Consider the following 14,714-nt stretch of genomic DNA (forward strand, 5'->3'; position numbering starts at 1 on the left):
TATCTCATCAGGTACTTCGCAAGGTAATGCTTTATGACTCAGCCCAACACGACAGGTGTCGAATCCTCTGCTCTGACGCAGGATCGCCTGGATATTCCGTTCCACACCTTTGTACTGGATAACGGTCTGACGGTTAACGTTTATGAGAATCACAGTACGCCATTGGTGTCTTTCAACATCTGGTATCGCGTCGGTGCTAAGGATGAAACGCCAGGTAAAACCGGTTTTGCTCACCTGTTTGAACACCTGATGTTTGCCGGTAGCAAGCACTTTCCCGGTTCATTTATGAACAATCTGCTGGAGGTTGGCGCGACAGAACTTAATGGTACGACTAGTCATGATCGTACCAACTACTATGAAACCGTGCCCGTTGGCGCGCTGGACTATCTGTTATTTGCGGAATCTGACCGCATGGGGCACTTTTTAGAGACTATCAGTCAGGAAGCGCTAGATTTGCAGCGTGGTGTGGTGCTTAACGAAAAAAGCGAAACGGAAGGTGCCCCCTATGGTGGAATGTTCGAGCGTCAGACGCGAGCCTGCTATCCGCTTGGACACCCTTATGCCCATACGGTATTGGGCGATGCAGACGATTTGCGTCAGGCGAGTCTGGAAGACGTGCAGGATTGGTTCCGTACTTATTATACGCCGAACAATGCCGTTATTACGTTGGCTGGCGCTATTGATGTGAGCACGGCGCGAGCAAAAATCGAAACGTACTTTGGCGATATTCCTCCCGGCCCGCCGCTGGCTAGGCCACCGGTCTGGGCGCCCGCCATCACGCCGGGTAAGCGGGAGATTTATGAAGACCGTGTACCTCAAGGCTGCGTCCAGTTCATTTGGAATTTGCCTGCTATTGGCGATGTGCAGACGGATGAATTGATGCTGGTTGCCGATCTGCTTGCAGGCGATCTGTCGGCGCGACTGGTGCGCCGTGCGGTGTATCAGGATCAATTAGCCACTGCGGTTTACGCTTCGGTTCAGCGCGGACAGATTGCCAGCCAATTCAATATCACCGCAGTTGGCCGCCCCGGCCAGTCGCTGGATGTGCTCGAACAGAATATCACGGATGAACTCTATAAATTGATCGAGCAAGGGCCGGAAGAGGATGAGTTACAACGTATTAAAACATCATGGTTTTCTGCCTTTATTAACCAGCATGAAACCAATGGTGCTATTGCTGAATTGCTCTCTTCCAGCCATGTTCAGCTCGGTGCTCCCGACGGTTTTCAGCGCACGCTAGACAATCTGGATAGGTCCTCCGTCGATTCTTTACGCGATGCGATGCAGCGCTGGCTCAACGAAGATCGCTATACCCTTACCGTGCAGCCATTTACGGCAAAGAAAACGAACGCACAGGGGGTTGAACGCCTCCGTTTGCCAGATATCGGGGCTCCGCGTCAGTCCAGTTTGCCGCCATTGCAGCGGGCTTCGTTGACCAACGGTTTGCAGGTCGTACTGGTGGAGCGACGTAGTCATCCACTGGTATCGCTTGGCCTGCTATTCCAGGCAGGTACGGCGCTGGACATCCCCCAAACATTCGGTCTGACTCAACTGACAAGACAGATGCTTAATGAAGCGGGAGCGGGTGAACGAGACAAGTTTGCATTTAGTGAGGCTATTCAGTCGCTTGGGGCAAGTATCGGTGTGGGGGGCGGACAGGATAACAGCGTAATCAGCTTGCGTACCTTGACCTCACGCTTGACGCCTGCACTCGATTTGTTCGCCGATCTCGTTCTACGTCCATGTTTGACTGAACAGGGATTTGAGCATGCGCGCAGCCAACAAACAGAGTATATCGACGCAGAATGTGCCAGCGGTGAGAGCATTATTGCTCGCGTATTGCCTGGGCTGTTGTATCCACGTAACCACCCTTATGCTTCCCCTTCCGAGGGAGGAGGAACGCGCCGTAGCCTGGCGCAGCTTACATTTGAACAGGCAATAGCCTGGCAGCGGCAATGGTTACGACCCGATTTAGCGACACTGCTGATCGTTGGGGATGTGAGTCTGGATGAGATATTACCGTTGCTGGAACAACGCTTTCGCGGTTGGGAACCGGGGGAAGGGAACGTCAGCGTCATCGACAATATTCCATCCGTCGGGCAGCACCGGTTTTTCGTTATCGATATGCCGGGAGCCGAGCAAAGTCATATTACCGCCGCTTCTCTGGTGCCTGGACCCGGTTGGGCGAATGAGGCGGCGTTCAATCTGCTTAATGAAATCGTCAGCCATGGTTTTGGTTCGCGCATTAACATGAATCTACGCGAAGAGAAACACTGGACTTACGGCGTTCGCGGCATTCTGTCGAATACTCATGGGCCGCGATTGCACGGCGTCAGTGTCGCGGTACAGGCCGATTGCACCGCAAACGCTATCGAACAAATACGTCAGGAACTGCGTGAGGTGCTTAGTGACCGTCCTGTTACCGATGAGGAACTGACTCGCGCGAAGTCCAGACACCTGCTGCGTATGGCGGGCATGACCGAAAGCCTGAACCAGTTGGGTAGCCGTGTCGGCCAACTGTTGCGCCATGGCTGGTCGGACGATCATTGGGATCGCTATGCCGAACGGATCGAGAACCTGAGTCGCGGCGATCTCGCCGAGATTGCCGCTAAGGTGATCCACCCGGAGCGTATGACCTGGGTGGTGGCGGGCAATTTGTCGGTCATCCGTGAGCAACTCGAAGGGTTGGGTGAATATACGCAGATCGTTGATGCGGGCGACGATCTGTTTGATCCCCTCGATCAGTAAATTATCTACTACACATGATAGCCGAGTGGCGACATTCGGCTGGAGAAAAGACGATGAGTCAGTTTGTTGTAAACCTGAGCCATGACGATCTGGAAACTCACCTTAAGGCGGGCAGCGGTACTATTCTGGTTGATTTCTGGGCGCCCTGGTGCGGCCCCTGTCTTGCTTATGCACCGATGATCGAGGAGTTGGCTGTTCAGTACCAGAGCCGCGTGATGGTTGCCAAGCTTGATGTGGAGGCCAACCCTGCTGCCAGCGAGCGTTTCAGCGTACGCGGTGTACCGACGCTGATCGTATTCAAAGACGGCGTTGAAGTTGCACGGAATGTGGGCGGACTGAATAAGACCCGACTGAGCCTGCTATTGGACAAGAATTTGTAATGGATAAGGATGTGAGAATGACAACGCAAAAGGCATTTCAGGGCAGCGACTCACTTAAGCAGGCGCTGCTCGAACGTTTGCAAGCGCATCAGGCTGCGGGGCACCTTATCGAAGAATTGGGCGTCTGGGATGGTACTCAAGGCAGCCCCAGCGGCTGCACGGTGCAAGGTGATATCGAGCTGTATCAGACGCAGGTCGGGATATCCAAAGCGTTGGTATGGCTTTACGACTGGCTGTTCATGACCGGCGATCCCACTGACCGGGATGACTTCGTGCTTGACTGGTTACGTAGTATCGAACCGGGCAGCGATCTGCATCCGGTGGAAACTTCTTTTGTTCTGTGGCTGCTCACGGATGACGAATATGGCGCCGGCGCCTTTGGCGCTGGGGCGGAGATCGATACGTTGTTGCAAACGCTGGCCGAATTGCATAAGAGATTGGCCGCTGGCGAGACGCCGCCAGAGCAACAATGGCGGGATTTTCGTGAGAATGCCGTCGCGGCCACCGATCGTGCCGAAGACGATCGGAACCGTGCGCTTTGTTCTCTAATCGAAGTACTGGCATGGCCTGCGGGCAGTTCGTTTACCGCGTTGACCGATGGTTTAGACGCCTGGATATGGGCGCATGATATCCAGTTTACCCAATCGGAAGGTTGGAACGAAGAATGTGATAAGCGTCTGGAGGCGATCGAACAGGCCGCTGAAGAACAAAGCAAAATCGGTGATAACACCTATGACAATGGGGTGTACGACAAACGCTATGCACAGATGTTGGCTGACGCACCAGACCTCAGCCGCATTATTTCGCTGCGAGAGCAATACCTTAAACAGCTCGCCCAGGCTATTCGCCGCCAGTTGCTTGATTTGCTCTCTCAGGCCGCAGTCTGAGAGGCTATATGGTATGTCCGTCAGGCTTGGGCGCTAATCAGGTATAACAATCGTTGTGTAACAATCATCAGTGGGGAATGAATGACAACGCATAATGCATTTCAGGGCAGTCATCAGCTTAAAAAAACGCTACTTGAACGTCTGTTTGCGCATCAGGTCGCAGGGCACATCATTCCACCGACTGGCGCTTGGGACGGCACGCGCGGCAGCCCGAGCGGCTGTACGGTAGAAGGCGGCGTCGAGTTGTACCACTCGCTGGTGGGGACGTCCACGGCGCTGACATGGCTTTACGATGGGTTATCCCTTTCGGGTGAATCGACGGACCGGGACGAATTCGTATTGGACTGGTTACGCAGTATCGAGCCCGGTAGCGATCTGCGGGCGATAGAAGCCGCTTTCGTGCTGTGGCTGCTCGAGGATGATGAATATGGGGTTGCGACGTTTGCCGCAGGGGGGGAGGTCGATGCATTGTTGCAAACGCTCGTCGAGTTGTACAAGACGCTGGCAGTTGGCGATACGCCGCCCGAACAACGGTGGCGAAGTCTGCGTGAACAGGCGGAGAGCATCAGACTGAGCACGGAGAACGATCTGGCTAAGGTGCTTTGTGCTTTGGTCAGCGCACTGGCCTGGCCTGCGGGCAGTTCGCTTACGCTGCTGGTCGATGGTCTTGCTGCCTGGCAATCGGTACATGACATCCACTTTTCCCGAGTGGAGGGGTGGATCGACGAAGCCCCGGATGAGGTAGAACAGACGGATGAAGAACAAAACGAGATAGGCGGCGTATGTTATGACGAGGCTACCTTTAAGGAGCTGTATGCGCAGTGGCAGGCCGATGCTCCGGAAGTTAAGCGCGAGCAGCATACCAAACAGCTCGCTCAGCATGTTCGTAACCAGTTAATTACGCTGCTTTCTCAGGCTGGAGCCTGATGGGGGTACCGTCCCATTCACCGATTCAGCGTGATGAAACAGGTTGTTAGCTGGATTGGTGAGACGGTGGAGAAAGTGGAAAAAGCCATGGCGTCTGCTGGCCGATAATGGGCGTGAACCGCGAGTGTCTTTTGGATAAACCGTAGTGGCTCGTTTGCGATAGGTGGAGGGATGGCTTTTATGCGTATGAGGTTACTGCCCTACCGAGTTATCGCTAATGGGCATCGATACAATCATACGATTGAGTATGTTCGATAATGAATTTGTTACTGGGTGCGGTTATTCTTCTCGCTTTGCTTTCAGGTGTTCTCGGCAATGCAATAGGGCGCGAATGGCATATTTTTCTACCAAGCTGCGGGAAACTCCCAGTTTCTCGGCAATTTCTTCATGTGTCATTCCTTCAATACGACTTAGGTAGAGTACGTCCCGGCATTTTTGCGGTAAATCGGCCAGCGCATTGTCAATCTCGATAATCTGTTGTTTGACGTATAACCCTTCTTCGGGAGATGGTTCATAATTTTCGAACAACTGAATTGCCCCACCCAACAATTGAGTATGTCGTTGTTCGGTGCGCACATGATCGGTAGCCGCATTCAACGCAATTCGTATCAAATAATTACGCGCATCATCATAGGTTGGAAACGTATTCGTCAGACCCAATACACGAAAATACATCTCCTGCGTTAAATCTTGTGCGACGTGTTTTGAACCCGTGCGATAAGCCACAATCCTTTGTAGCATCGAGTGTATATCAACAAAGACATCAACAACGTTATTGCTGGCTAGCACGTCTGTACACTCCCGGAAATGGTGACATATAAAAAATTGACGGGTGCGTCAAAATTTACAAAACATCGCATTAATATAAACAGGTTTAAGTTAGGGGACTAATGCATTTTATGTATATGTTAATCATAAAATAGGCGGAAAGCTGAGCTTACCCCTATGGGGAAGGTGCATTCATGCGTCTTGTAACGCGGCAGGAATAATCCCGTTTCTTATTCGATAGCGATATTCTTTTTATGTGATTGCGGAAAAATAACGCGTCATTCGTTATTCACTCATATACGCCGACATTTCGGGGGAAAGGGGAATAACATGATTATAACGGCAAAGAAAACTCGACTTTTCAGATCAAAAATACTTTTTGCCACGGCCGTACTTTGCGTGTCGGTTTTAACGATATCGCCGTTACTGGCGGCGGAGCAAAATACGACACATCCCGCAGACGCGGTCCGGCAGGATGAATCTCATGCTTATTCCATCGCGTCGGGAACATTAAGTGATGCGTTATTGCAGTTCAGCGAGCAAAGCGGCGGATTACAGCTGGTGTCTCCGGCGGAATTGACGGAAGGGAAGGTGACACCCGGCCTTAGCGGGCGTTATTCGCCGCGTGAGGCGCTATCGCGGATTCTGGCGGGAAGTGGGTTGGGATACCGTTTTTACAATGCGACCAGTTTCACCTTGTTCAAGTCAGGTGAGCAAACGAATGTACTGGGCGCGGTACGGGTGGACGGCGTAGGCAGTGAGGTCGTCGGTGGCATCAACGGCAGCACTGACGTGACGGCCACCGAAGGGTCGGGTAGCTATGCGGGTCAAACCATGTCTATTGGTTCAAAAACACCGCAGTCTATCAAAGAGACCCCGCAGTCGGTCAGCATGGTGACGAGTGCGCAAATGAAGGATGCGCGAGTCACTAACCTGAAAGGTGCTATGGATAGCCTCGCCGGCGTTTCGGTATCGCAGGGCAATCGTTCCGATCAGGTAAAATTCTATTCCCGCGCCCGGGAGATCAGCCGTATCCAGATTGATGGCGGCGCGCCATTGGAGGTCAATTCAAATTCACGTTATTCCCCGGTATTCGACATGTCATTGTATGACCATGTCGAGTTGTTGCGTGGCGCCGATGGTTTGTTCAACGGCAATGGCGAGGCGGGCGGCGTGGTGAATCTGGTGCGTAAACGTCCGCTCGATCACAACCAGATCACGGTGGAATCTTCCGCCGCCTCCTGGGATAACTATCGTAATTCGGTAGATGTGGCCGGACCGCTGGCGTTTGACGGTGCCTTGCGCGGACGTGCGGTGGCGACCTGGGAAAAACGCCGCTTCTTCTATGATGGAGCCAACGATGAAAAAAAGGTCGTTTTCGCCAGCCTGGAAGCCGATGTCACGCCTGACACCCAATGGCGCATCGGGGCCAGCTATACCGACCAAAAAGGCAGGCCCTGGACGGCAGGCCTGAAGAGTTATAAAACCGGGGAGGACCTGCGCTTGCCGCGTAATTTCAGCATCGTGATGCCATGGGAGTTCAGCAATACCAAAAACACCGAATGGTTTACCCAATTGGATCACCGTTTTTCGGATAATTGGTCGACTAATCTCAATTTTACGCAGTCCTATAATCGGGAAGATGGCCTTGGCGCTAGTATATATGGCGTAGTTGATCAGAATGGAGACGGATCGGCGATGGAAGCGAGCGCAATGCGGTCGAAGAGTCGACAGTTGGCTCTCGACGGTACATTAAACGGCGAGTTCGATCTGTGGGGTTTACCACAAAAACTGGTTGTTGGGGGTAATTACAAGCGCCTCAACGGTTCTGGCGACGGCCCCGCGCAATTCTATACTTATCTCGATGACGAGGGTAATGAACGAAATTTCAATATATTCCGTTTTAGGGATACGGATTGGTCAGAGCCGGATTTTAGCGGGGTGGGATCTCTGAATAGCCGCTACAGTGAGCATCAAGCTGGGGGATACGTTGCCGTGACGATCACGCCGTGGAAGCCGCTACATTTTATGACCGGGGTCCGATATAACCAGTATAAAAATGAAAATGACCAAGACGGCCTCCTGCCCCAGAAAATGAATGAAACGGAATTCCAGTTACCCTACTACGCTGTGTCTTATGATCTCGCGCACAACTGGAGCATATATGCCAGCTATACCGATATCTATCAATCCCAGGCCTATATGAAAACGAAAGAGGGTCGCTCGCTGGATCCCCTCACCGGTTCCAATAAAGAAGTTGGCATCAAGTACGGCGACGATAAGCGCAATATTGCGCTTTCGGCCTACAGCTTGACGCAGAAAGGCGGGGCGAGTACGACATCGATAGATCCCGGTGCCTGGTTAATCGGCGATCAAGCATGTTGCTACCGAAATAATAATTCGGTGGAAATCAGTGATGGCTTCGATCTGGAAGTGAACGGCGAAATGCTGGCGGATTGGCAACTCTCTTTCAGTTACACCTATTCCCGCAATAAGTATAAAGGCGAGGATTCCGGTCAGGTCGGCCAGCCGATACGCTCGCAATTTCCCAAGCAGATACTGAAACTGGCGAGCAGTTATCAATTGTCCGGCAACCCTTATCTGGATCGCCTGAAAATCGGCGGTACACTAAAAGCGCAGACAAAAAACTATGCTGTCGGCTCTTCCTGCCAATATGATGACCCGGATTGTGTTAATGAAGTGCCTTTCAAGTTTACGCAGGGATTTTATGCGGTGACATCCGCTTTCGTGAGTTATCAAATCAGCTCGTATTGGGACGTGGCGTTTAACGTCAATAACCTCTTTGACCGCCATTATTATGAAACCATCGGCGATGCACGAGGCGGTAGCTGGTATGGCGAACCGCGTAATTACGCGTTGACGCTTTATGGCACTTTCTAACTCCCTGCATTTGCCGGAGAACGCATGATGATAGATGAGAACCCAACGCCGATGATGACCGATGTTGAGCCGTGGGGCGACGACCTCGAACTCCCTTCCACCACGTTTGTTTTAGCGAATGGCTTGACGGTTATCGTACACGAAAAACACGACATGCCTTTGGTATCGATCGCGATGCTTTATCGTGTCGGTTCACGGGATGAGCCAGCAGGGAAGACCGGTTTCGCACATCTGTTCGAACATTTGATGTTTGGCGGCAGTGAAAACGTACCGGGCTCTGCGGTGGAAAATCTGCAAAAAGCAGGCGCCATCAGATTGAATGCCTCGACAGGACGCGATCACACGACCTATTACGAAACGGTACCGCTCGGTTCGCTGGATTATGCGCTGTTTCTTGAGTCCGACCGTATGGGGCATTTTTTCCCTGCGATTAATCAGACGGTATTGGATCAACAGCGCAATGTTGTGCTTAATGAAAAACTGGAAACGGAAGATGGTACGTACAGTAAGTTGTATGAACGCCGATTAAAAGCGTGTTATCCCCCTGAACACCCTTATGCTCACACCGTATTGGGGGAGGTCGCTGATTTGCAAACCGCGACGCTGGAAGATGTGCGCGACTGGTTTCGTACCCATTATATCCCTTCCAATGCCGTATTGACGCTGGTTGGCGCGATTGATGTCGGGATGGTCCGGCAAAAGGTTGAAACCTATTTCGGCCATATTCCTGCGGGCGAACCCTTGTTCCGTCCGGCCGTCTGGGTGCCTGCCATCCCATGGGGAAGACGCGATGTCTGTCAGGTTAAAGGAAAGGCGGCAAGCCTGATGGTTTGCTGGAATATCCCACCTTATGGCGACAGCGATACCATCCTGTTGTCGGTGGCCGCGAACATGCTAGCGTCAGGCATGTCATCCCGATTAGTCGAGAGGCTGGTTTATCAGGAAAAAATCGCCGAGTCGGTGACAACAACGATCGAATATGCCGCAATGGTCAGCCAGTTTGTTATTACGGTCTCTGCCTGTGAAGGTGCGGAGTTGACTCGTATTGAGGTGCTGATCGACGAGGTTTTGCAGGCGTTTATACATAACGAACAAAACGAAGAAATGTTGGCGCGAGTAAAAATGGAGCAATTATCCGCGTTTGCCGCATCCTACTCTTCGACTTCGTCGATCGCCGATTTGCTTTCTGCGTCCTATGCTATGACGGGGAGTGCTGATGGGTATCGACGTATTATCAATCAGATCCAAACGGCAGCGCTTGTTGATATTCGTCTGGCGGCACAGCGGTGGCTGATGGCGCAGCGTTATGTGCTGGAGATGAGGCCGTTCTCTTACCAGCAGGACGGTTTTCCCCTTCCCGATCGCTCACGCATACCAGAGAGTGTGCCAACGATGCCGATTTCTCTCCCTGTTTTGCAGCATGCCATATTGGATAACGGCATGGACGTGGCGTTGGTGGAGTATCAGGGGCAGCCATCGGTAAATATCAATCTGATATTGCCGAGTATTCATGAAGAGAAGCCTGGGGTTTCCGCATTGACGTTCAGTCTGGTTAATGAGAGCGGTGCCGGCGATCGTGACGCGCTGGCGTTGCACTCGATGCTGCGTAAATGGGGGGCCTCCCTTTATGTGCGTTGGGATACACAGTCCACCAGTATATCGCTTCAGTGCCGTTCGCAGCATTTATCGGCTTCTCTGGGTTTGCTGGCCGATCGTTTTTTTCGAACGACGATACGGGAAAGCGATTTTGAACGCCATATACAGCAGTGGGCGGATAGCCTGAATGCCTATAAACATGAGGCGGATAATATCATCGCTTATGTATTACCTGGTTTGATGTATCCGCCGGGCCACTTGTATCGTGTCCCGGGAGGAATTGAGGCAACCCGCGCGAGCCTTAAGCAGTTGACCTTTAGCCAGTGCCAGGCCTACCTACAGCGCCTTTTGCTGACGCGCAAAGGCAAGATTCTGGTGACGGGGGAGACGTCGTTGGAGAAGATCGTGCCCCTGCTTAATCATTATTTTTCCTCATTGCTGTGTGTTGAGGGTGAGATTAAACCGAAGGACGTCGCGATCCCTACGCGTGTAAATGCACGAGTTTTCCTGATTGATATTCCAAAGGCGGAACACTCGATTATTTTAGCCGCTTCTCTGACGCCAGGAATGGACTGGGAATATGATGCCGCTTTTGGACTCCTTAGTGATGTGTTTGATCGTGGTTTCAGTTCGCGTATCAATAAGAATTTGCGGGAAGATAAAAACTGGACTTATGGTGTGAGCCAGTGGAGCAGCAATTCGGTTGGTTCGAGCATTCAGTGCCTTGAGGTATCGGTACAGGCAGATCGAACCATTCAGGCTATGCAAGAAATTATGAACGAATATTGCGCGTTGAACGGTGAGCGGCCTGTGACGGAAGCGGAATTGCATGAGGCGAAAGCGGCCAGATTGTTAAGTATTGGTGGGATGCTGGAAGGATTCGACGGCATCAATCACATGGTGGAACAAGTACAATGTTATCTATTGCCTGACGATTACTGGCAAAACTATATTGAGCAGCTAAACAAGACTTCTCTGGATGAGGTTAACCAACTGGCGAGGCAATATAAACGCTCGGATACGCTGACATGGATTATTGCGGGAGATATCACGGTATTGCGTGATGGTATTCGTCAACTGAATTTTGGTGATGTACAGGTGATTAATGATATCGGAGAGTCTCTTTACGAATGACTCGCGTTAAAACAAAGCATAGATGATGATGTAGGTATTTTTGACTTATGGAGTATTTAACTACTAAAAAAGTATGTCATGATAGTAGGAATAATAATGCGTTGTAACAGCGTTTTTATGGCCTTTTTCTAGTGAGTCGGATAAAACACGTTTATTGACGAGGAAATTTTTGGTGGGGACGGCGCGGATGCTATCGGTGATGAATGAAAGCGCCTCTGGTGAGACGTTGATTTTTCATGGGGTGACGCGTTATTTAGGCGCGCAATAGCGATGACCAATATGAAGCCGATATCGGATGATAATGATAAAGAAAGCGCGGACACTCAGGCGTTATTCTGGCTGGTGCGTCTGACATCAGGCGATGTAACTCAGGCGGAGTTGGCCGAGTTTGAACATTGGCGAAAAGCCGATCCCGCTAATGAATGTGCTCTGAGCGAGGCGCGCCAGCTTTGGTTGCAATTACGCCAACCTCTTGAAACTAATTATACACCCGTCCTGTCACCCGATCCGGTTTCTGTACCCGTTAATGTCCTTCTTCCCACCAGTATGTCGTGGTACCGGCGCCCAGTGGTGTCGGCCGCCATGGCGTTGGTGCTGATGGTCGGCTGTGCGCAATACTGGGCCACACATTGGCACTATGACGAAATGACGGCCACTGGCGAGCAGCGGACGCTGGCGTTGCAGGATGGTAGCACCATGTGGCTGAATACCGACAGTGCGGCGGATATTCAAGTCAGCACGGATAAACGTTTCATTCGCTTGGCGAAGGGAGATGTGTTTTTCGATGTGGCGCATGATCCGCAGCATCCTTTTATTGTGGATGCGGGTATCAGTCAGATAAAGGTATTAGGGACGGCCTTTGGCGTGCAACGCCGGGGGGATTCGGTTGTCGTCACTGTTGAAAGAGGAAAAGTGCAAGTCAGCGCGGATGATGCTTCATCGGTCGTTATTTTGCCTGATCAACAGGTGCGGGTTGATAATGACGAGGGGATAAAGTTAACGACAACGGTTAATGCTCAACGCGAACTAGCCTGGCATAAAGGGCGTCTGGTATTTGAAAATCAACCTCTCGGCAATATCATTGATACGCTTAAACGCTACGATAAGCGGCTACTGGTTATTGACGCCGCCTCCCTTAGAAAACAACGCCTCAACGCCATTATTGACCTTTCTAATTTGGATGAATGGTATGACACTCTTCACCATTCTCTTGCTATCCGTATCATAAAAATCGGACCTATCGTCTGGTTCAGAGAGAGTCGCTGAAGTGAAACCCTGACGTTTTATTGTGTGATCTGATGTTCTCTTCGTATTGACCCCTGCCTGTTGTCGAATGAAAAACCTGGTTTATATCTTTTTTACCTAAAGTATTGCTGTTTTTCCCTTTCCCGTACGTTTAGTTCAAAAGTCATCATGCGTGATGATTTTGTCTACGCCTTACATTCGCTACCTGGATAGCGTCATCACCAATGGATATTTGCACATGATGTTTTTGAGCACGTTTGGTAAGACTATTGTTCTGTCCCTGATGAAGCTGGGGGGGTATCGCCATGCATGATGCCAAGACATTACAGGTAAAACCGCGAGATTATCGAATATCCCGGCTGTTGTTCGCCCGAATCTGGCGTCTGACTCGCCCATTCTGGATACAAAAGTCGCATTTGCGTTGGTGGGTGCTGATGGTGGCGCTGTTAGCAATGGCGCCCCTATCGTCATGGCTGTTTTATAAACTCTCGTACCTGAATGCGGATATGACCAACGCCATCGTGGCGAAACAACGGGATGAATATACCCGCCTGTTCTGGTTTGTCACGCTGGTGACGGGCATGATGTGGTTGGCGCAGATGGTGATGGATTTTCTCAGCAGCCGCCTGAACGTTATCTGGCGACAATGGCTGACAGACTGGATGATCATGAGGTATTTGCGCAATCGTACCTATTACGATATCGCGGTACGCGAGGACTTGGATAACCCCGATCAGCGGATACAGGAGGATATCGAACCTTTTGTCAGCACCATGGCTGCTATTCCCCGGCGTATTTTGAGCCAATTGATGGGACTGGCGACCGGTGGGGTCATTATCGCGTCGATCAACCCGACAATGATGTGGTATGTAGTGGGTTTCGCCATTTTATCGACCATTGTGACGTTGGTGCTTTATACACCGTTGATCCGTCTGAGTTTTAACAGTACGGTCGCCGAGGCCGATCTGCGTTACGGGATCCTACATGTACGGGATAATGCGGAAACGGTGGCGTTTTATCGGGGGGAAAAAACCGAGCATCAGCAAATTCGTCATCGTTTATCCACTGCGGTCAAAGCAAGACTGGCCATTATTCTTTATCAACTGAAAATGGGAACGCTCAATTATGGACTGGGGCAACTCTGGACGCTGGCGCCTTTTTTTCTTATCGCCCCGTTGTTTTTTGACGGCAAGATTGAATATGGCGATATCGCGATGGCCACGACCGCTGCTTCACAAATGCTGGCCGCATTAACCACCCTAACGGACTTCATCCCCACCGTCACTGATATGGCACCCAGCGCGGTACGTCTGGCGCAAATCCTGGAGCGTTTTGACGCAATGGATGAACAGCAACACCAGGCAGATCAAAATAAGATTGAGATCAAACCAGGAAAACGAATTGCCCTGAACGATATTAGCCTGGAAACGCCGGGAGGTGAGCAAAGACTGGTTCGCCATTTATCACTTGAGGTTCAGCCCGGCCGCTCACTGTTGATCCACGGGCAGACCGGTGTGGGGAAAAGCTCCTTGTTACGCGCGATGGCTGGGTTGTGGCAACGCGGCACTGGAACAATCACCATGCCGGATAAACGTGACTGCTTTTTCCTGCCGCAAAAACCGTACATGATCTTGTCCGATCTGCGTTCGCAATTGCTTTATCCTCATGGCGACGGTTCTATCAGCGATGCCGAACTACAGCGGTATCTGGAACGGGTTAGTCTGCCTACGCTGGTTGATAAGTATGGCGGGTTGGACGAGGTACGCGATTGGGCCAAAGTGCTTTCATTGGGGGAGCAGCAGCGCATTGGTTTTGCCCGAGTGCTGGTGGCGAAGCCGCAATATGTTTTTCTGGATGAGGCAACCAGCGCGGTGGATATTGAGACGGAAAGTACGCTCTATTGCCTGTTAGCGGAGATTGGTGTCACTTTTATCAGCGTCGGTCATCGCCCGAGCATTATGGATTACCATGCGGATGCGCTTTGCCTTTATCCTTCAGGCCAGTGGGATATAAAACCGATTACCATGCTATCTCAGGAAGAGATAGGTTTGATTAAAACCGCCTGACGAGCATTCCTTAACATTCACCCTATTCATGGGGTAACCCTGCGGGCCCCCGCAGGGTAAAA

At 51.3% G+C, this 14,714-nt stretch carries 9 protein-coding genes; 8 read left to right on the forward strand and 1 reads right to left on the reverse strand.

Features of this window, described 5'->3' with window-relative positions; genetic code table 11:
- The first annotated feature begins 33 nt into the window (after positions 1–33).
- The 4 genes from AACH44_RS01650 to AACH44_RS01665 all read left to right on the forward strand — a co-directional run bounded on the left by AACH44_RS01650 (position 34) and on the right by AACH44_RS01665 (position 4,942).
- On the forward strand, positions 34–2,748 hold the full coding sequence (locus AACH44_RS01650) for a M16 family metallopeptidase (protein WP_261846699.1): 2,715 nt from the start codon (positions 34–36) through the stop codon (positions 2,746–2,748).
- 53 nt (positions 2,749–2,801) lie between these two features.
- Positions 2,802–3,128, forward strand: a complete 327-nt coding sequence (gene trxA / locus AACH44_RS01655; RefSeq protein ID WP_261846698.1) for a thioredoxin — start codon at positions 2,802–2,804, stop codon at positions 3,126–3,128.
- Positions 3,129–3,145: 17 nt separating this feature from the next.
- A complete protein-coding gene (locus AACH44_RS01660) occupies positions 3,146–4,015 on the forward strand; it encodes a hypothetical protein (protein ID WP_261846697.1) in 870 nt (289 codons plus the stop codon).
- Positions 4,016–4,096: 81 nt separating this feature from the next.
- Positions 4,097–4,942, forward strand: a complete 846-nt coding sequence (locus AACH44_RS01665) for a hypothetical protein (RefSeq protein WP_261846696.1) — start codon at positions 4,097–4,099, stop codon at positions 4,940–4,942.
- Between the two features lie 279 nt (positions 4,943–5,221).
- On the opposite strand, the gene AACH44_RS01670 is transcribed toward AACH44_RS01665, so the two are convergent.
- Positions 5,222–5,731: an RNA polymerase sigma factor gene (locus AACH44_RS01670; protein ID WP_261846695.1), complete on the reverse strand. Its 510-nt coding sequence runs from the start codon at positions 5,729–5,731 to the stop codon at positions 5,222–5,224.
- A 309-nt stretch (positions 5,732–6,040) separates the two neighbouring features.
- Here AACH44_RS01670 and AACH44_RS01675 point away from each other — a divergent pair, with 309 nt between their 5' ends.
- From AACH44_RS01675 to AACH44_RS01690, 4 genes are all read left to right on the forward strand, one after another.
- Positions 6,041–8,611, forward strand: coding sequence for a TonB-dependent siderophore receptor (locus AACH44_RS01675; protein WP_261846694.1), 2,571 nt, complete (start codon positions 6,041–6,043; stop codon positions 8,609–8,611).
- A gap of 24 nt (positions 8,612–8,635) precedes the next feature.
- The gene (locus AACH44_RS01680; RefSeq protein WP_261846693.1) at positions 8,636–11,341 is read left to right on the forward strand and encodes a M16 family metallopeptidase; all 2,706 of its coding nucleotides are present in this window, start codon (positions 8,636–8,638) and stop codon (positions 11,339–11,341) included.
- Between the two features lie 279 nt (positions 11,342–11,620).
- Complete coding sequence (locus tag AACH44_RS01685; RefSeq protein ID WP_338659477.1) at positions 11,621–12,607, forward strand: FecR family protein; 987 nt, start codon at positions 11,621–11,623, stop codon at positions 12,605–12,607.
- Between the two features lie 284 nt (positions 12,608–12,891).
- Complete coding sequence (locus AACH44_RS01690) at positions 12,892–14,652, forward strand: ABC transporter ATP-binding protein/permease (RefSeq protein WP_261846691.1); 1,761 nt, start codon at positions 12,892–12,894, stop codon at positions 14,650–14,652.
- Positions 14,653–14,714 lie beyond the last annotated feature (62 nt).

The organism is Pectobacterium araliae (assembly GCF_037076465.1).
Classification (GTDB): Bacteria; Pseudomonadota; Gammaproteobacteria; order Enterobacterales; family Enterobacteriaceae; genus Pectobacterium; species Pectobacterium araliae.

What these genes read in the sequence shown, in the direction of transcription:
- AACH44_RS01680 (WP_261846693.1), top strand. Translation starts at nt 8,636, where the DNA reads ATGATGATAGATGAGAACCCAACGCCGATGATGACCGATGTTGAGCCG.
- AACH44_RS01650 (WP_261846699.1), top strand. Translation starts at nt 34, where the DNA reads ATGACTCAGCCCAACACGACAGGTGTCGAATCCTCTGCTCTGACGCAG.
- AACH44_RS01675 (WP_261846694.1), top strand. Translation starts at nt 6,041, where the DNA reads ATGATTATAACGGCAAAGAAAACTCGACTTTTCAGATCAAAAATACTT.
- AACH44_RS01660 (WP_261846697.1), top strand. Translation starts at nt 3,146, where the DNA reads ATGACAACGCAAAAGGCATTTCAGGGCAGCGACTCACTTAAGCAGGCG.
- AACH44_RS01685 (WP_338659477.1), top strand. Translation starts at nt 11,621, where the DNA reads ATGAAGCCGATATCGGATGATAATGATAAAGAAAGCGCGGACACTCAG.
- AACH44_RS01665 (WP_261846696.1), top strand. Translation starts at nt 4,097, where the DNA reads ATGACAACGCATAATGCATTTCAGGGCAGTCATCAGCTTAAAAAAACG.
- AACH44_RS01690 (WP_261846691.1), top strand. Translation starts at nt 12,892, where the DNA reads ATGCATGATGCCAAGACATTACAGGTAAAACCGCGAGATTATCGAATA.
- trxA (WP_261846698.1), top strand. Translation starts at nt 2,802, where the DNA reads ATGAGTCAGTTTGTTGTAAACCTGAGCCATGACGATCTGGAAACTCAC.